The organism is Micromonospora sp. Llam0, assembly GCF_003751085.1.
Lineage (GTDB): Bacteria > Actinomycetota > Actinomycetes > Mycobacteriales > Micromonosporaceae > Micromonospora_E.
In genome coordinates this window covers 1017909-1034943 of record NZ_RJJY01000002.1, presented here as the reverse complement: position 1 = coordinate 1034943, position 17035 = coordinate 1017909, and the positions used below count along the sequence as shown (strand labels likewise).

Sequence of the window (17035 nt, the reverse complement as noted above, 5' to 3'; positions counted from 1 at the left end):
TGTTGTCGGCCCGGCGCTACAGGCGCTGCCAGGCCTCGGTGAGTACGGCCCGCAGGATCTGTTCGATCTCGTCGAACTCGGCCTGGCCGGCGATCAGCGGCGGGGCGAGCTGGATCACCGGATCTCCCCGGTCGTCGGCCCGGCAGTACAGCCCGGCGGCGAACAGCGCGCCGGAGAGGAACCCGCGTAGCAGCCGCTCCGATTCGGCGTCGTCGAAGCTCGCCCGGGTGGCCCTGTCCTTGACCAGCTCGATACCGTAGAAGTACCCGTCGCCCCGGATGTCACCGACGATCGGCAGGTCGTACAGCTTCTCCAGGGTGCCCCGGAAAGCGCTTTCGTTGGCCCGTACGTGCCCGGTCAGCTCCTCCCGGGCGAAGATCTCCAGGTTGGCCAGCGCCACCGCGCAGGAGACCGGATGCCCGCCGAAGGTGATGCCGTGACCGAACGACTCGGTGCCGTGCAGGAACGGCTCGATCAGCCGGTCGGACGCGATCATCGCGCCGAGCGGGGAGTAGCCGGAGGTGAGTGCCTTGGCGGTGGTGATGATGTCCGGCTGGTAGCCGTACCGCTGGGCGCCGAAGTACTCGCCGAGCCGGCCCCACGAGCAGATCACCTCGTCGGAGACGAGCAGCACGTCGTACGCGTCGCAGATCTCGCGTACCCGCTCGAAGTAACCCGGCGGCGGCGGGAAACAGCCGCCGGCGTTCTGCACCGGCTCCAGGAAGACGGCGGCGACGGTCTCCGGGCCTTCGCGTTCGATCGCCCGGCCGATCTCGTCGGCCGCCCACCGGCCGAACGCCACCGGGTCGTCGCCGTGCTCCGGCGCCCGGTAGAAGTTGGTGTTCGGCACCTTGATCCCGCCCGGTACCAGCGGCTCGAAGTCGGCCTTGATGCCGGGCAGCCCGGTGATCGCCAGCGCACCCATCGTGGTGCCGTGGTAGGCGATGTCCCGGCTGACCACCTTGTGCTTGGTGGGCTTGCCGACCCGCTTGAAGTAGGCGCGGGCCAGCTTCCACGCCGACTCCACCGCCTCGGAGCCGCCCGTGGTGAAGAAGACCCGGTTGAGGTCGCCGGGGGCGAGCGCGGCGATCCGTGCGGCCAGCTCGATCGCGGTCGGGTGGGCGTACGACCAGATCGGGAAGTACGCCAGCTCGCTGGCCTGCTTCGCGGCGGCCTCGGCCAGCTCGGTGCGCCCGTGGCCGGCGTTGACCACGAACAGCCCGGCCAGCCCGTCCAGCAGCCGGCGTCCCTCGCTGTCCCAGACGTACGCGCCGTCGCCGCGCACGATGGTCGGCACCGGGGCGTCCCGGTAGCTGGACATCCGGGTGAAGTGCAGCCAGAGGTGGTCGGTCGGGTTGCCCATGTCGTGGCCCCATCGCGTCGGTCGCACCGGCACCTGCGCAGGCGCCGTCCTGGATACGGTTATCGCACAGATCCGCCGCTCACTGCAAGGTTCACGAGATCAACACCGGCATTCGGCCACGATTTGAGCAATCCTGGCCAGTTGTAACGACGAAATCCGCATCACGGACCGAGTCGCCCAAGCGGTGCCGCTCGATGACATTTCGCGGTCCGCCCGACCACACCAACTCCGGCAACACCTTGATCAACGCGGGGGACGTGTCAAGGACGTTTCGTGAGACGTTCTGATCCGCCGTCGGACGTCCCGAACCGACCCACCGCGGCGCCCCCACCGCCGCCGGATTTCTCCGTAGGGTCGATCGTGAATTGCCGATGTGGACGCCATGTGTGAGGTGCGCGGATGAACGAGGTGCTGCGGGTCGCGCTGGCCCGGTCCGGACACACCGTCGAGTCGCTGGCCGAGCGGGTCCAGGTCGACCCGAAGTCGGTGAGCCGCTGGATCGCCAAGGGGCGGGTGCCGCATCCGCGCAACCGGCACCTGACGGCGGTGGCGCTCGGCGTGGACCCCGCCAAGCTGTGGCCGGACCCGTACCGGCAACGGGGCAAGGCCTGGTTCCGGCCGTGGGAGGAGATCGAGCGGGAGGCGGTCGCGCTGCGCTCGTACGAACCGCTCGTCGTGCCCGGCCTGCTGCAGACCGAGGGGTACGCGCGGGCGATGCTGCACGTCGGCGGGGTGAACACCGCCGATGAGGTGGAGCGGATCGTACTTACCCGACTGGAGCGTCAGACGATTTTGACCGGGCCACGTCCGCCGTTCCTGGTGGCGGTGATCGACGAGGTGGTGCTGCGTCGCCTGGTCGCCGACCGGGCAGTGATGCACGATCAGTTGCGGCACCTGATCGCGTTGACCGAGCGCCACCCGCACGTGCAGATCCGGGTGATCCCGGCGAGCGTGCCCTGGCACACCGGGCTGGCCGGCCCGTTCGCGCTCGCCCGGCTCGCCGACGGACACGAGTTCGCCTACCTGGACAACCAGTTGCGCGGCGAGATCCACGCCGCGCACGACGACATTGCCACGCTGGGCCGGCGGTGGGACAGTGTCAGCGGGGAGGCACTCCCGCGCGAGGCATCGATCGACCTGATCAAGGAAGTGGCGCAATCATGGACCTGACCGGCGCCCGGTGGCGTACGTCTACCCGAAGCAGCAACAACGGCGGAAACTGTGTCGAGGTGGCGGACAACCTGCCGGGGCGGGTGCTGGTCCGCGACTCCAAGGACCGGGCCGGCGGTGTGCTCACCTTCGACCCGGCCGCTTGGCGGACCTTCGTCACCACCGCCACAAGCGCCGGGATCGTCAACAAAAACTGAGCTACGGTGCTTCAGGGTGTCCACCTGCAGACGTCGAGGCCGCACTACTCGCTGGCTTGGATGACCGACCCTTCATCCGTGGTATAGCTGAGAGTGAGCCGCCTGATAGCGTTCGGTAACCACATCTAGACCGACGGTCCGCGTCGTCGGACACCCTGCACGTCCGTGGCTGCCAGCGTCGCAGGAAATTTTTTGCAGTTTTCTGATCCGTGATGCAACCAAATCGGTGGCTGTGGTGTCCTTGGGCTATGGCCCAGTGGGAAGCGCCAGAAACCTTTGCTGACTTCGTGCGGTCCCGGCATGGCGAGTTGCTGCGCTTCGCGTACGCGCTTACCGGTGACCGGCATGCCGCAGAGGACTTGGTCCAGGATGCCCTCGAACGAGCTGGAATATCCTGGCGGCGGATTCTACGCAAGGACGACCCGGAGGGGTATGTGCGTCGGATCATCATCAACCGGAACTTAAACAGGGTTCGATCTCTGGGGCGCGAGCGTATCGTCGCCGATGTGCCGGACTACGGGTGCGCCCCGAGAGAACCGGTAGATGAACAAGTTTGGCGTATTTTGGCCGAACTCCCTCGCCAGCAGCGTACCGTTCTGGTGCTGCGGTTCTTCCTCGATCTGTCCGAGTCGCAGGTAGCGGAGATGCTTGGCTGCTCGGTCGGCACTGTGAAGAGCAACTCCTCGCGGGCGCTGGCAAAACTGCGAGCGATTTTGCGAGCGCTAGATTCTACTGTGAGGAGTGACGAAAGGTGAACATTGAAGATCGCTTGCGACGTCTCTTGACTGACAACTTGCCCGACGTGCCTACCTGGTCAGACCCAGTCGGTCGAATTGGCGACGGGGTCACCCGGCGCCGTCGGCGGCGCCGGATCGCCTCTGCGGCGCTGGCCATCTCGGTCATCATGCTTACCAGCGTAGGCGTAGCGCAGGTCTCAGCGAGTAGGACAGATCACACTCTTCGTCCGGGTGATTCGGACGTCGTACCATGGCAGCAAAAGCCGGTGAACTCAGTGACGGTTATCCGCCGAGAACCAAGGCCGGATAGCCGACCCTGCAATCCGTCTGATCTGACCAGGAGCGCCTGGACCGAGGCTACCGAGCCGGGCGTTGTAACTCTCCTGGTTGCCAACAACAGCGACACCCGTTGCACTTTGCGGGGTACGGCCATGCTGACGGGGCTCGAACAGCAATCTAGCGCACGCCGGCAGATTGAGGCCAGGGCGCTAGTTACTGAGCCGGAACCGCTGGGCCAGCATCCGGCCACTATCGACCCGGGTGAGCCAGCACGGATTGATCTCAGGGTCTCGGATCGATGCTCGGATCCGGCCGCGTCCGTAGTTAGGTATCTGGATGTCGAGATTGTTACCCTGGGGCGCTCAATTCCGGTCGCGCAGCTGGAGCTGCCAGGTACCTGCCCGGTGGAGATCGGCCAGTGGTACGTGCTTCCTCCTCCGCTGTACACACCGTTTGTGAGCGCCTCGATCGAGGCGCCGAAGGCGGTGCAGCGTGGCACTCAGTTGACGTATGTGGTTACTCTACGCAACGAGTCTGGAAATGCTCTACCGCTGTCCCCATGCCCCATCACCGTTCAGCAGATCAGCGGACAAACCTCAAAGAATCTGCTCAACTGCACGGACGAGACCCTTGGTGCGCATCAGTCCCGCCGGTTCGAGATGCAAATGTGGATACCGGCGGATACCCAGCTGGGCCGAAACAGGCTTAGTTGGATGGCGGTCATGGGCGACGGCCGCGTCACGGTTGCTGATTTGGCCACAGGTGGCACCCCGCTCGTCGTCGAGGAGTGACCCAGCCCCTGCTTAGAGTAGTGATTGAAGTCACTGTCGGATTTCGGACCTTTGGTGGCTGGGGTGTGTTGGCCCAAGCTGACCTGCGAGACTTCGGGTGGAGTCATCACTCGCTGCCATCTTCGTTGGTGCCACGCCTCGTTGCATCGAGGAAAGTTGATATCCTCTGGGTGTCGGCCTTGACCGGCTTGGCCGACTCGGCGCTCCTGCTGGAGCGGCGGATCCCCTGGGGAGGGACATGCGCATGTATCAGAGCCTACCGCTCACTGACCGCTTGGCGGCCGCGTGTACGGCAGCAGTTGTTGGTGTTTCGGGCGTGCTGATCGCGTTGCCGGCGCAGGCTGCGCCCGCCGCGACAGAAGTGGCTGACGCTCGGGTGGTCACGTTCGATCGGGCAGAGTTGAGGGCCGTGACTCGGGCGGTCAGCGGAGTGGGCGGCAGCGGGCGGACGGACTCGGTCGATGACTCACTGCGCCAGCGCGTCAAGGAGCACATCGAGGATGCGGTGCGGGCAGGTCGTCTCGTGGACGAGCGGCGGCTGATGTCTGCGAGCATCGCGGACCCGTTTAACCGGGGCCGACGGATCAACATGATCTGGGATGGCGAGAAAGGCCCGGACCGTGTCACCTACGCAAGTATGGGGGAGGGTCCGGAGTCCGGCATGGCGGCCGCGTTGGGCGTCCAATGGGGCGGTGAAGACGCCGCCGAGGCGCCGATGACCAAGTCCGCGCGTGTAACGGGCGGATCTGGCTATGGTGCCGGGTTCAACGTTACTGGGATGCGCAACGCGGACAGCAACTGTGCAACGACGTGGTTCACATCTGGTTGGAATTCGTCTAGGGATCACAAAATCGTCTCGTGCTACGAGGACTGGGAGCAGGACGGAACGGTTCATTACGTATACAACCGCTGGGCGCTATGGACGCCGGCTCCAGCGCCATGGCCGTTTACTACCACTACAAAGGACTTCTATGTGGCGGCTCGAGCTTGGAGTGGTCACGAGTATAAGTTTGCGCGTTTGCGGGACTGGGCCCCACGAAGTGGTGATCTGATCAGTTCCTGCGATTCGAGTCGCAACTTTACTCTCGGTGGCTCCTATGGGGGTGTCAGTGCATCTGTGAGCATACCAATCAATGTCTGTCAGAACTATTGGATGGATATTACCACCACCAGTCCCTGGAAGATCGGGATTGACTTTGACGGGTCGCGCAGTGGTCAGATGTACATGGATGTGGCGGGTCGCTACGAGGCGATAAATTCGTCGGTGCAGTTGGTGTGGGCCGACTATAACTGGGTTACCGTCAACGCCTGCGGGGTTACCAACTGTCCGACGCAGCACTGGGTGGCCAAGGATAGTGGCTGGTGAGTGTGTCCCACCGCGGACGTCACTTGCCTAGAGCGCGGGTGCTGCGGCTTGGTCGTGGCACCCGCGCTGGACATGGCGTCCTTGCATTCGTAGCAGTGGTACTAGTGGTCACCGGGTTAGCCTTGTATGACGGCAATTCAAGACAGGAGGGGACTGCGTCTGATCAGCCTGCCCCTCAGTCATTATGTGAAAGGAATCCGACGCGGGAGCGTTGTCAGGAGATCGTGCTTGACGGTCAAATCTGGAGGTACGCATTGCTGCGTGCTGATCGTCCGACCGATAGAACGGTGATAGTGGATTTTGGCGGGCCCGGCGAGCCAATTTTGTCCGGTACTAGCAATCTGGGGGGATTTCGGAACAGCTTTCCAGAACTGGCTAGCCAGTACAATCTGCTGTTCCTTGAGGAGCCTTGGGTCACCGAGAACATCAAAGAATCCTGTGGGAAGTCGTTGGCTGATTTCTACCGTGCACTTCGATCGAACCCGTCTCAGGCTCCCAGCCGAGGACGGGAGCTCGCCGATCGGTGCGAGATTTCGAGTGGCCAGGGGCGATGGGGCTTTACTGCAGTTGACTACCGGGTGCTGGTTGACGCGATAAGTGATGGGGAAGGCCTTGAGCTCAAGGGGTTCGTCGGCCGTTCTTGGGGAGCGGTTCGGCTAACGTATCTGTCGCCGTCCGCGTTGGATTGGGCAGTGCTTGTTCGCCCGTTCCCGGTCGGTGCAGACGCTCAGACGTTATTGAGTAGTCGAGTAGATTTGGTGCACGATATCGGCCCCTCGGGCTCGGCGATTGATGCGCCGCAACCCATCGAGGGCCGCTCAATACCGGTGACCGAGTTCGACCGGCTCTCCGCAGCAGTGGAACTCTCGTACGTCGATGATGCCTACCGCACGCAACATGCGGCTGGTGTCCTTGCGGGCACTGACTATGAGCGGATCGGGCTGCTCTCTGACCGGCTATGGGGCCGGTACGGTGAGAGTTCGCTGTCCCCCGGCTACCTTGCCCGGTTGCAGGAAATCTGCGCCAATGTCGGTCCACTGTCGGATTTTGGTCCGTCTATAGAGTCGGTCCGCGACGTTCTTGCGGCCAGTCAACTCCCGTGTACCGGTATTACGCATCGGATACCCCATGTAGGTGCTGGTGCGGCCAGGACCTGCGTGATCAAATCAAAGCTCGATGCGGTGACGCCGGCCGACCTGATTGAGGAGAGCTACGCTGAAAACGACAACATCTGGTGGGTTGAATCCACACAACAGTCGCACGGTTCCTTCGACGGTCTGTCGGCATGCCTGCGCCACTTGGGGATTGCGGCGGAATCTTGACGGGTAGCCGATACCGGGATTTGGATGGATCGCACGCACCGAGCCGGACGCACCATCGGGTCGTGCGATAGAGGTCAAGCACCATCTCTACGGGTTGTGGGAGACCTGCCACAGGGCGCTGACCGGCATGGCCCGTAGTTTGGGGCCGAACGGCAACGTGGCGGTGCCGGTGTAGAGGACGACGCCGGCGACGAAGTCGTCGCTGAGCCGGTCGGCGAGCCTGCGTAGCCCACGGAAGTCGTCCGGTCCGACGGTCGAGGCGGCCTTGACCTCGATGCCGACGACACGACCGGCCCTGTCCTCGAGCACCGCGTCGACTTCGAACTTGCTGTGGTCCCGGTAGTGGGACAGCTCGACGGACTGGGCGGACCAGCTGAGTTGGCGGGACAGCTCGGACAGGACGAAGGACTCAAGCAGCGGGCCGAACGGCGCGCCGGGGCGCAGCAGCGCCCGCGCGTCGACGGCGATCTCGTTGGCGGCGATGCCCGAGTCGACGAAGATCAGTTTGGCGGCTGCGGTGGCTCGGGTGCCGAGGTTGCGCGACCATCCTGGGATTCGCCTGATGAGGAAGATCTCCTCCAGAGCCTGGAGGTAACGCGCGATCGTCGGTCGGCTCAGTCCGAGCGCGGATTTGAGGGAGTTGGCCGCGATGATGGTGGCTGACCTGGCAGCGAGCAGCCGTACCAGTCTGCGGAGTTCACCCTTGCTCTGGATGTCGGCGAGTTGCCGGACGTCGCGGTCGATGAGCGCCTGGACGTATGCGTCGAGAAAGCGTTGACGACGGCGGGGGTCGTCGCGGGATGTGGCTTCGGGCAGACCGCCGCGCACGATTCTGGCGGCGTAGTCGGCGCGGGTGACGGCGGACTCGTGGCGCAACTCAGGGCCGAGCGTGAAGATGGCGTCGACGAAGCCGTCCGGCTCATCTTCCAGCTCACCCTGGGAGAACGGCCAGAGCTCGATGGTCTCCATCCGACCGGGCAGCGCGTCGGGAGCGGCTAACGTGCCGAACAACCGCGCGGAGCCGGTGAGAAGGTATCGACCTGGTCGGGGATCCTCATCCACGGCGGCTTTGATGGCCAGCAGCAGTTCCGGGACACGTTGGATCTCATCGATGATCAGCAGTTCCGGGGAGTCAACGAAGCCGACCGGGTCGGCTGTCGCCGCCGCGCGATCCTGCGCCCGGTCAAGATCGCGGCGTTCGGCGAGGCGGTCCCCGGCGACGATGCGCACGAGGGTGCTCTTGCCTGCTTGGCGTGCACCGCTGATCAGTACGACGCGGGTGTCCGCCAGCGCGGCGTCCACCTGGGCTGCGGCGTGGCGCGGGATCAGGCGTGACGTAGGCACAACCCCATACTAGCCGCCGCACTTTCGATCTGCGACGACTTCGCTTTCGATCTGCGGCAGGTTGATGTTCGGTCTGCGGCAGCCTCGTGTTCGATCTGCGGCGCACGTGTTCGGTTTGCGGCATCCGGCTCGGCCTCGCTTGCCGGCGAGGCCGAGCCCGAATCGGGCCGATCGGTCGGTGGTCGTCGGGTGACCGGCGTTGAGGACGACGCTGCCGCCGGCCAGCGTGGGCAGAGCCCGTTCGCGCTTCTACGGGCAGGGGTGCATGCCGCTGGTGGAGAACGGGGTGCGTACGCCGGACAGGCGGTCCCAGTCCCGGTCGGGGCAGTGGCCGAACCACCAGGTGCCGACCCGGTTGGCGTGACTGCTGTCCGAGTAGTAGTGGGTGACGATCAGGTAGTCGTCGGGTGGCACGGCCTGGGCCGGGGCGCTGGTGACCACGAGGGCGGTGGAGACCGTTAGCAGGGCTGCGGCGAGGGCGTTGCGGATGAGGGCCGGCACAGTACGGGTCCCTTCGGGATGATCTACTTTCGGTAGTCATACCGTAGCAACCCGTAGGCCAAATGTGGGGCGCGGTGAAGATCCGACAATCACCCGCGAGCGGTCAGTCGGTGGTTGCCGGGCGGCCGGCGTTGAGGTCGACGCTGCTGCCGGCGGGCACCGGCAGGAACGTCGGGCAACCCTTGGCGGTCTCGTCGGTCAGGCAGCGCTGGAACACCTCATACAGGATGTAGCCCTCCGGGCCGAGCACCTCGACGAGCTGACGGATCTGCTTGAGCTTCTCCTCGACGGTGGCGTTCTGCTCGATGATCGCCCGCCGCTCGGTGATCGCCACCTGGACCGCGGCCAGGCCGTCGACCAGGTCCTGGCGCGGTGTCGGCTTCTGCAGGGTCAGGTTGAACTGCAGGAAGTACGCCCGCCCACCGGTGGTGGCCTGCACCGCCGCGCCCAGGTCTTCGTTGATCGCCGTCTCGAACGCGGCCCGGGTCGCCGGGTCGTTGTACAGCGCCAGCCAGTCGTACTTCTGCGCCTCGGTGGTCATCGCCTTGTGCAGCGGCTGCCCGACGTAGAACCGCAGCAGGTCCAGCCAGTGTTTGGTGGTCCGGCCGTCGTCGTCCATCACCGGCTGGAACTTCAGCCCGATCTCCTCGTGGAACTCGCGCAGCATCCCGCCCTCGTCTTCGCACGAGGTGTCCAGGTGGAAGGTCAACCCGCCGGAGACGGTCAGCTCCTGGTTGTCCTTGGAGACCACCACGAACGGCGTCGACTCGGAGCCCTCGTTGCCGGTGAAGTCGAAGGTCCGCTGGCCGGCCGGGTACACGTAGTACCGCTCGCCCGGCCCGTCCCAGGTGCGGTTGTTCTGGGTGACGCAGGCCTGGTAGGTCGTGCTGGAGAAGGCGCCCGCGTCATAGTGCAGCGCCACCTGGTCCGACTCGGTGCTGACTGTGGTGCAGCCGGTCACGGTCAACACCAGCAGCGCACCGACACCCGCGATCACCCGTAGCTGACGACGCATCCGTTTGCCCCACTTTCCTCGACGTGTGCCGTCAGGGTAGGGAAGCGAATCAATCCGGCCGGTCAGGCCGTACCCCAGGTGTCGGCTGCCGGCGCGACCGGCTTGCGGCCGCACCGTGCCGTCCTGGTCGGGCTAGAAGCAGTACGGGACTGTGATCGAGGTGAAGTACACCGTACGTTCGCCCGTCAGATACTTATAGTTGCCATCCGGGCAGTGGAAGTGGTACCCGATGCCGACCTCGGTGGCGTGGCTGCTGTCCGAGTAGTAGTAGTAAATGACGGTGTGGTAGTCGGGCGGGGCGCTCTGCGCTGGGGTGGCCGTGAGTGCGATGGTGGTTGCCACGGCCAGTAGCGTTCCCGCCAAGGCGCTGCGAAGATAATTGCGCACGGCTGATGCCTCTCCGTCTAGTCACCATGGGTAGCTCCAAAGTAGCATCGAGTGTTGGCCTCTGTGGACCCCGATGAACAATCGACATATGTCGCATCGGTGCCCACTCGCGGTCTCGTCGGTGGGGCGGTGCTGACGCGGGTCAGGCCGTACCCCAGGTGTAGGTCTGCTTGCGCAGCTTCAGATAGACGAACGCCTCGGTGGAGACGACCCCTTCGACCGAACGCAGCCGCTGCAGGATCTCCAGCAGGTGGTCGTCGTTGCGGCAGACCACCTCGGTGAGCAGGTCGAACGACCCGGCGGTGATCACCACGTAGTCGACCTCGTCCAGCTCCGCGAGCCGGTCGGCGACCGTCTCCAGATCCCCGGCGGTACGCAGCCCGATCATCGCCTGGCGGGGGAAGCCGAGCTGCAGCGGATCGGTGACCGCGACGATCTGCATCACCCCGGCGTCGAGCAGCCGCTGCACCCGCTGGCGGACCGCCGCCTCGGAGAGCCCGACCGCCTTGCCGATGGTGGCGTACGGACGCCGTCCGTCCTCCTGCAGCTGTTCGATGATCTGTTTCGCCACGTCGTCGAGGACGGCGTGACCGGAGCCGCCGCCACCCTGCTGTCGTGTCCCCATCCGGGTCTCCTCGTCTGTCAGAATCGGCGCATTGTGCCGCACCGCTGATACGTCGCCGAGTGGCCCGGCGTTAAGAGTCCGAGTCTGGCGTATTTCGTGGCCAATGGCGAGCGGCGCAACGGAATCCCTTGTGAAGTGCGCATCTGCATGCCAGGATCGGCGTCTGATCGGTTGACAAACTACGCCTTGCCTCCGGGTCGGCCCCGCCGGCCCGCACCCTTCAGGAGCCGTCCATGCGCAGTCGCCTCCGCCCCCCGCCCTCGGCGCCGGCCGCCGCCCTGCTCTCCGCCCTCGGCATGCGCCGTAACCTCACCCGGCGCACCCTGGTCTGCGGCGCCGCCACCTCCGGCGGGCTGCTGATCGCCGGCGGCGCGCTCGCCGCCTGCGGCACCCCGGCCGCCCAGCAGACCGAGGAGAGCTGCGTCAGCGAGGACCTGTCCGACAGCGAACAGGTGATCAACTTCTCGAACTGGCCGCAGTACATCGACGTCGACGCCGTTGACGAGAGCCGCCGACCCACCCTGGAGGCGTTCCAGCAGACCTCCGGCATCACGGTCACGTACACCGAGGACATCAACGACAACAACGAGTTCTTCGGCAAGGTGCAGAACCAGTTGTCAGCCTGCCAGCCCACCGGGCGGGACATCATGGTGCTCACCGACTGGCTCGCCGCCCGGATGATCCGACTCGGCTGGGTGCAGTCCCTCGACAAGGCGAACCTGCCCAACGTCACGGCCAACCTGCTGCCGTCGCTGAAGGCCCGGCCGTTCGACCCCGACGACTCGTACGCCGTACCGTGGCAGTCCGGGCTGACCGGGATCGCCTACAACGGCACCGTCACCGGCGAGGTCCGCACCATCGACGACCTGCTCACCCGGGCCGACCTCAAAGGCCGGGTGACCGCGTTGACCGAAATGCGCGACACCATGGGTCTGCTGCTGCAGTCCAACGGGCACGACCCGGCCGCCTTCACTGACGCCCAGTTCGACGACGCTCTGGAGAAGCTGCGCCAGGCGGTCGCCGACGGGCAGATCCGCCGGTTCACCGGCAACGACTACGCCGCCGACCTGGCCCGGGGCGACGTCGCCGCCTGCATCGGCTGGTCCGGCGACGTGATTCAGCTGGCCGCCGAGGATCCCAACATCGTCTTCCATGCACCGGAGTCCGGGCTGATCCTGTTCTCCGACAACATGCAGGTGCCGAACCAGGCCGCCCACAAGACCAACGCCGAGAAGCTGATGGACCACTACTACCACCCGGCGGTCGCCGCCGAGGTCGCCGCGTACGTCAACTTCATCTGCCCGGTCGCCGGTGCCCAGGAGGCGATGACCGCCATCGACCCGGAGCTGGCCGCCAACCCGCTGATCTTCCCCGACGAGGCGCTGCTCGCCCGGTCGGCCGTGTTCATGGCGCTGACCGAGGAGCAGGAACGCACGTACGAGCAGAAGTTCCAGCAGGTCATCGGGGCCTGAGGCAGGCACCGATGGCGACCGACCCGACCGGCGGCGGCCCACGCCCAGCCGACCCACCCGCCGGTGACCTGCAGCTGACCGACCTGACCAAGCGGTTCGGCCCGTTCACCGCCGTGGACGGACTCGACCTGACGATCCCGCAGGGCGCGTTCTTCGCCCTGCTCGGCGCCTCCGGCTGCGGCAAGACCACCACGTTGCGGATGGTCGCCGGGCTGGAACAGCCCACCAGCGGCCGGCTGCTGCTCGGCGGGCGGGACATCACCCGGCTGCGGCCGTACCGGCGGCCGGTGAACACCGTCTTCCAGAGCTATGCGCTGTTTCCGCACCTCAGTGTGGCCGACAACGTCGCGTTCGGACTGCGGCGGCGTGGCATCCGCGACGTGCGCCCGCAGGTCGATCGGATGCTCGCCCTGGTGCAGCTCGACGGGTTCGGCCCGCGCCGCCCGCAGCAGCTCTCCGGCGGGCAGCAGCAGCGGGTCGCCCTGGCCCGCGCGTTGATCAACCACCCGCAGGTGCTGCTGCTCGACGAACCGCTCGGCGCGCTCGACCTCAAACTGCGCCGGCAGATGCAGGCCGAGCTGAAACGCATCCAGACCGAGGTCGGCATCACCTTCGTGCACGTTACCCACGACCAGGAGGAGGCCATGACGATGGCCGACACGGTCGCGGTGATGAACGCCGGCCGGATCGAGCAGCTCGGCCCACCCGCGCAGATGTACGAATTTCCGGCGACCGCGTTCGTGGCGAACTTTCTCGGCCAGTCGAACCTGCTGGCCGGCGAGGCCACCGGCCGATCCGGCGACGACGTGCTGGTCACCGCGTACGGCTCGCGGTTCACCGTGCCCGCGGCCCGGTCCCGGTCCGTCGACGGTCCGGTCCATCTGGGGGTACGCCCGGAAAAGCTCGCCCTGACCCGGGACGCCGACGCCGTGCCGGCCGGGGCGCAGTCGGTCACCGGCGTGGTCACCGAGTTGGCGTACCTCGGGGTCAGCACCCAGTATCAGGTGCGTACCGGCTGGGGCACCGAGCTGAGCGTGTTCAGCCCGAACAGCGGGGACGGAGCTCTGCTGCCGGTCGGTGCCGAGGTGGCCGCCTACTGGCAGCCGGCGCACGCCTTCCTGCTGGCCCGCGAGCCGGGCACCGGCGACCAGACCGCCCCGCTGCTCGACGACGCCGTACCCGCCTCATGAGCGTCCTGGCCCACGTCGGCGGCGGAGCGGGAAAGCCACCCGCCCCGGTGCCGGCCGTCCGGCGGCGCAGCCGGCTGCTGCCGTACCTGCTGCTCCTGCCCGGCGGGGCGTGGCTGATCCTGTTCTTCGCGGTGCCGGCGGTGCAGCTCGCCGCGACCAGCCTGTACGACCCGACCGGCTCGCTGGCCACCGGGTACGCGATGACCTGGTCGTTCGGCAACTACCCGGACGCGCTGGCGGCGTACTGGACGCAGTTCGGTCGCGGCTTCCTCTTCGCCGGCATCGCCACGGTCATCGCGGTGCTGCTCGGCTACCCGCTGGCGTACGCGATCGCCCGGCGGGCCGGCCGGTGGAAGAACCTGATGCTGGTCTGCGTCGTCGCCCCGATGTTCACCAGTTTCCTGGTGCGCACCCTGGCCTGGAAGACGATCCTGTCGGAGAACGGCTGGCTGGTCGGCGTACTGCGGGATCTGCACCTGCTCGCGCCGGACGGCCGGCTGCTGTTCACCCCGGTCGCGGTGGTGCTCGGGCTGACGTACAACTTCCTGCCGTTCATGGTGCTGCCGCTGTACGCGAGCCTGGACCGGCTCGATCCCCGGCTGCTGGAGGCGGCCAGTGACCTGTACGCCAGCCCGGCGCGGGCCTTCTGGCGGGTGACCCTGCCGTTGTCGGCACCCGGCCTGGTCGCCGGCACCCTGCTGACCTTCATCCCGGCCTCCGGTGACTACATCAACGCCCGGCTGCTCGGCACCCCCAACGAGTACATGATCGGCAACGTGATCGACTCGGCGTTCCTGGTGCGGCTGGACTATCCGCAGGCGGCGGCGCTGTCGTTCCTGCTGATGGCGGCGATCCTGATCATCGTGTCGGTCTACGTCCGGCGCACCGGCACCGAGGAGGTGCTGTGATGGGCCGGGGCGCGACGGGGACCGGTGCGCGGCTGGCCCGGTGGCTGGTCGACCGCTGGGTGCTCGGCGTCGGTCTGCTGGTGCTCGGCTACCTGCTGCTGCCGGTGGCGGTGGTCGCCGGGTTGTCCTTCAACCGGCCGTCCAGCCGGCTGTCCTACGACTTCAACGAGTTCACGTTGGACAACTGGCGGCAGCCGTGTGCCACCAGCGAGATGTGCGACGCGGTGCTGCGCAGCGTACAGATCGGTTTCCTGGCCACCGCCGGGGCGACGATCCTCGGCACGCTGATGGCGTTCGCGCTGGTCCGGCACCGGTTCCGTGGCCGGTCCGCGGTCAACCTGCTGATTTTCCTGCCGATGGCCACGCCGGAGCTGGTGATGGGCTCGTCGCTGCTCACCCTGTTCGTGGCCGGGGCGGTGCCGCTGGGCTTCTGGACCGTGGTGACCGCCCACGTGATGTTCTGCCTGAGCTTCGTCGTGGTCACCGTGAAGGCGCGGCTGGCCGGCATGGACACCCGCCTGGAGGAGGCGGCGATGGACCTGTACGCCTCCGAATGGCAGACGTTCCGCCTGGTCACCCTGCCGCTGGTGCTGCCCGGCATCGTGGCCGCCGCGCTGCTGGCCTTCTCGCTGTCGTTCGACGACTTCATCGTGACGAACTTCAACTCCGGCACCACCGTCACCTTCCCGATGTACGTCTGGGGCGCCGCCCAGCGTGGCATCCCGCCGCAGGTCAACGTGATCGGCACGGCGATGTTCGCGGTCGCGCTGCTGCTGGTGGTGCTCGGCGGTGCCCTCGGGCGGCGGCGAGGCCAGGTCAGTCCTCGATCGCGTGCATGACGTGCTTGAGTCGGGTGTAGTCCTCCAGCCCGTACATGGACAGGTCCTTGCCGTGGCCGGAGTGCTTGAAGCCGCCGTGCGGCATCTCCGCCACGATCGGGATATGGGTGTTGACCCAGACGCAGCCGAAGTCGAGCCGGCGGGTCATCCGCATCGCCCGGCCGTGGTCGCGGGTCCACACGGAGGCGGACAGGCCGTACCTGACGCCGTTGGCCCACCGGACCGCCTCGTCCTCGTCGGTGAAGCGCTGCACGGTGATCACCGGCCCGAACACCTCGTCCTGGATGATCTCGTCCGGCTGGCGCACCCCGGCGACCACCGTCGGGGCGTAGAAGTAGCCCCGGTCACCGACGCGCGCGCCGCCGGTGTGCAGCTGCGCGTGGTCCGGTAGCCGGTCGACGAAGCCGGTGACCCGGCCCAACTGGTCGGCGTTGTTCAACGGCCCGTACGCCACGTCCGGCTCGTCCGGTAGTCCGGTTTTCGTCGACCGGGCCTGCTCGGCCAGGGCGGCGACGAAGTCGTCGTGCACGCCCGGTCCGGCCAACACCCGGGTCGCCGCGGTGCAGTCCTGCCCGGCGTTGAAGTAGCCGGCACCGGCGATCGCCTCGGCAGCCGCCGCCACGTCGGCGTCGTCGAAGACCACCACCGGGGCCTTGCCGCCCAGTTCCAGGTGGGTGCGCTTGAGGTCGGGTGCGGCGGCGGCCGCCACCTCCATGCCGGCCCGGGTGGAACCGGTGATCGACACGAACTCCGGGGTCGGGTGGGCGACCAACGCCCGGCCGGTGTCCCGGTCGCCGCAGACCACGTTGAACACGCCCGGCGGCAGGAACTCGGCGGCGATCTCGGCCAGCAGCAGCGTGGACAGCGGGGTGGTGTCGGACGGTTTGAGCACCACCGTGTTGCCGGCGGCCAGCGCCGGGGCGATCTTCCAGACCGCCATCATCAGCGGGTAGTTCCAGGGCGTCACCTGCGCGCAGACCCCGATCGGCTCCCGGCGTACGTAGGAGGTGTGCCCGGCCAGGTACTCGCCGGCCGATTTGCCCTCCAGCACCCGGGCCGCCCCGGCGAAGAACCGGAGCTGGTCGACGCTGGGCGGCAGCTCCTCGTCGGCGGTCAGCTGGCGTGGCTTGCCGGTGTTGCGGACCTCGGCGTCGACCAGGTCGGCGGCGCGGGCCTCGACCGCGTCGGCCAGCTTGAGCAGGGCCAGCTGCCGCTGCGCCGGGGTGGTGTCCCGCCAGCTTTCGAAGGCGGTGGCGGCGGCCGACATGGCCCGGTCGACGTCGGCGGGGCTGGACGTTGGTGATTGGGCGAACACCTCACCGGTGCACGGGTCGACCAGGTCCTGGTAGCCGCCGTCGACCGGGTCGACGTAGCCGCCGTCGACAAAGTTGCGCACCGTCTGCTTGTCGGTCATCGTTCGGCTCCTGCACGTCGGCTCGGCCTGGATCAGGCAGGATGAGGTATCCGCCAGCTAGGAGCCATCTTCGCGACCGAAATCGCAGCAGACAAGAGGTACGGCAACTGTTTCC

General features: G+C 66.8%; 17 protein-coding genes. 10 read left to right on the top strand and 7 right to left on the bottom strand.

What is annotated here, in order from left to right:
• Window positions 1-16 precede the first annotated feature (16 nt).
• Window positions 17-1363 (bottom strand): aspartate aminotransferase family protein, encoded by a 1347-nt coding sequence (locus EDC02_RS32045; protein ID WP_123605974.1) that lies wholly within the window; start codon window positions 1361-1363, stop codon window positions 17-19.
• A gap of 399 nt (window positions 1364-1762) precedes the next feature.
• On the opposite strand from EDC02_RS32045, the gene EDC02_RS32040 reads away from it, so the two are divergent.
• The 6 genes from EDC02_RS32040 (at window position 1763) to EDC02_RS39870 (ending at window position 7225) form a co-directional block, all read left to right on the top strand.
• Window positions 1763-2533 (top strand): helix-turn-helix transcriptional regulator, encoded by a 771-nt coding sequence (locus EDC02_RS32040; RefSeq protein ID WP_123605973.1) that lies wholly within the window; start codon window positions 1763-1765, stop codon window positions 2531-2533.
• Window positions 2524-2730: a DUF397 domain-containing protein gene (locus EDC02_RS32035; RefSeq protein ID WP_123605972.1), complete on the top strand. Its 207-nt coding sequence runs from the start codon at window positions 2524-2526 to the stop codon at window positions 2728-2730. Before EDC02_RS32040 ends, EDC02_RS32035 begins: the two co-directional genes overlap by 10 nt.
• Before the next feature lie 248 nt (window positions 2731-2978).
• A complete protein-coding gene (locus EDC02_RS32030; protein ID WP_123605971.1) occupies window positions 2979-3485 on the top strand; it encodes a SigE family RNA polymerase sigma factor in 507 nt (168 codons plus the stop codon).
• Between the two features lie 149 nt (window positions 3486-3634).
• Window positions 3635-4537, top strand: a complete 903-nt coding sequence (locus tag EDC02_RS32025) for a DUF4232 domain-containing protein (protein WP_123605970.1) — start codon at window positions 3635-3637, stop codon at window positions 4535-4537.
• Window positions 4538-4775: 238 nt separating this feature from the next.
• Window positions 4776-5903: a hypothetical protein gene (locus EDC02_RS39875; protein ID WP_148083727.1), complete on the top strand. Its 1128-nt coding sequence runs from the start codon at window positions 4776-4778 to the stop codon at window positions 5901-5903.
• A 293-nt stretch (window positions 5904-6196) separates the two neighbouring features.
• Window positions 6197-7225, top strand: a complete 1029-nt coding sequence (locus tag EDC02_RS39870) for a hypothetical protein (RefSeq protein WP_158632389.1) — start codon at window positions 6197-6199, stop codon at window positions 7223-7225.
• A gap of 87 nt (window positions 7226-7312) precedes the next feature.
• Here the strand turns inward: EDC02_RS39870 and EDC02_RS32015 are convergent, their stop codons facing one another.
• The 5 genes from EDC02_RS32015 to EDC02_RS31995 all read right to left on the bottom strand — a co-directional run bounded on the left by EDC02_RS32015 (window position 7313) and on the right by EDC02_RS31995 (window position 11097).
• Window positions 7313-8569 (bottom strand): ATP-binding protein, encoded by a 1257-nt coding sequence (locus EDC02_RS32015; protein ID WP_123605968.1) that lies wholly within the window; start codon window positions 8567-8569, stop codon window positions 7313-7315.
• A gap of 249 nt (window positions 8570-8818) precedes the next feature.
• Window positions 8819-9070: a hypothetical protein gene (locus tag EDC02_RS32010; protein WP_123605967.1), complete on the bottom strand. Its 252-nt coding sequence runs from the start codon at window positions 9068-9070 to the stop codon at window positions 8819-8821.
• A gap of 103 nt (window positions 9071-9173) precedes the next feature.
• On the bottom strand, window positions 9174-10085 hold the full coding sequence (locus tag EDC02_RS32005) for an SPFH domain-containing protein (protein ID WP_123605966.1): 912 nt from the start codon (window positions 10083-10085) through the stop codon (window positions 9174-9176).
• A gap of 132 nt (window positions 10086-10217) precedes the next feature.
• Window positions 10218-10427, bottom strand: a complete 210-nt coding sequence (locus tag EDC02_RS32000) for a hypothetical protein (RefSeq protein ID WP_123605965.1) — start codon at window positions 10425-10427, stop codon at window positions 10218-10220.
• Window positions 10428-10614: 187 nt separating this feature from the next.
• Complete coding sequence (locus tag EDC02_RS31995) at window positions 10615-11097, bottom strand: Lrp/AsnC family transcriptional regulator (protein ID WP_123605964.1); 483 nt, start codon at window positions 11095-11097, stop codon at window positions 10615-10617.
• Between the two features lie 233 nt (window positions 11098-11330).
• Between EDC02_RS31995 and EDC02_RS31990 the strand changes: the two genes are divergently transcribed.
• From EDC02_RS31990 to EDC02_RS31975, 4 genes are read left to right on the top strand one after another with little or no spacing between them, the layout of a single operon-like run.
• Window positions 11331-12569, top strand: coding sequence for a PotD/PotF family extracellular solute-binding protein (locus tag EDC02_RS31990; RefSeq protein ID WP_233606556.1), 1239 nt, complete (start codon window positions 11331-11333; stop codon window positions 12567-12569).
• A gap of 11 nt (window positions 12570-12580) precedes the next feature.
• Window positions 12581-13759, top strand: coding sequence for an ABC transporter ATP-binding protein (locus EDC02_RS31985; RefSeq protein ID WP_123605962.1), 1179 nt, complete (start codon window positions 12581-12583; stop codon window positions 13757-13759).
• The gene (locus EDC02_RS31980; RefSeq protein WP_123605961.1) at window positions 13756-14667 is read left to right on the top strand and encodes an ABC transporter permease; all 912 of its coding nucleotides are present in this window, start codon (window positions 13756-13758) and stop codon (window positions 14665-14667) included. The genes EDC02_RS31985 and EDC02_RS31980 overlap by 4 nt, the downstream gene beginning before the upstream one ends.
• A complete protein-coding gene (locus EDC02_RS31975) occupies window positions 14667-15506 on the top strand; it encodes an ABC transporter permease (protein ID WP_123605960.1) in 840 nt (279 codons plus the stop codon). The genes EDC02_RS31980 and EDC02_RS31975 overlap by 1 nt, the downstream gene beginning before the upstream one ends.
• Here EDC02_RS31975 and EDC02_RS31970 read toward each other — a convergent pair.
• On the bottom strand, window positions 15484-16920 hold the full coding sequence (locus EDC02_RS31970; RefSeq protein ID WP_123605959.1) for a gamma-aminobutyraldehyde dehydrogenase: 1437 nt from the start codon (window positions 16918-16920) through the stop codon (window positions 15484-15486). The two genes, EDC02_RS31975 and EDC02_RS31970, sit on opposite strands and share 23 nt — an antisense overlap.
• Window positions 16921-17035 lie beyond the last annotated feature (115 nt).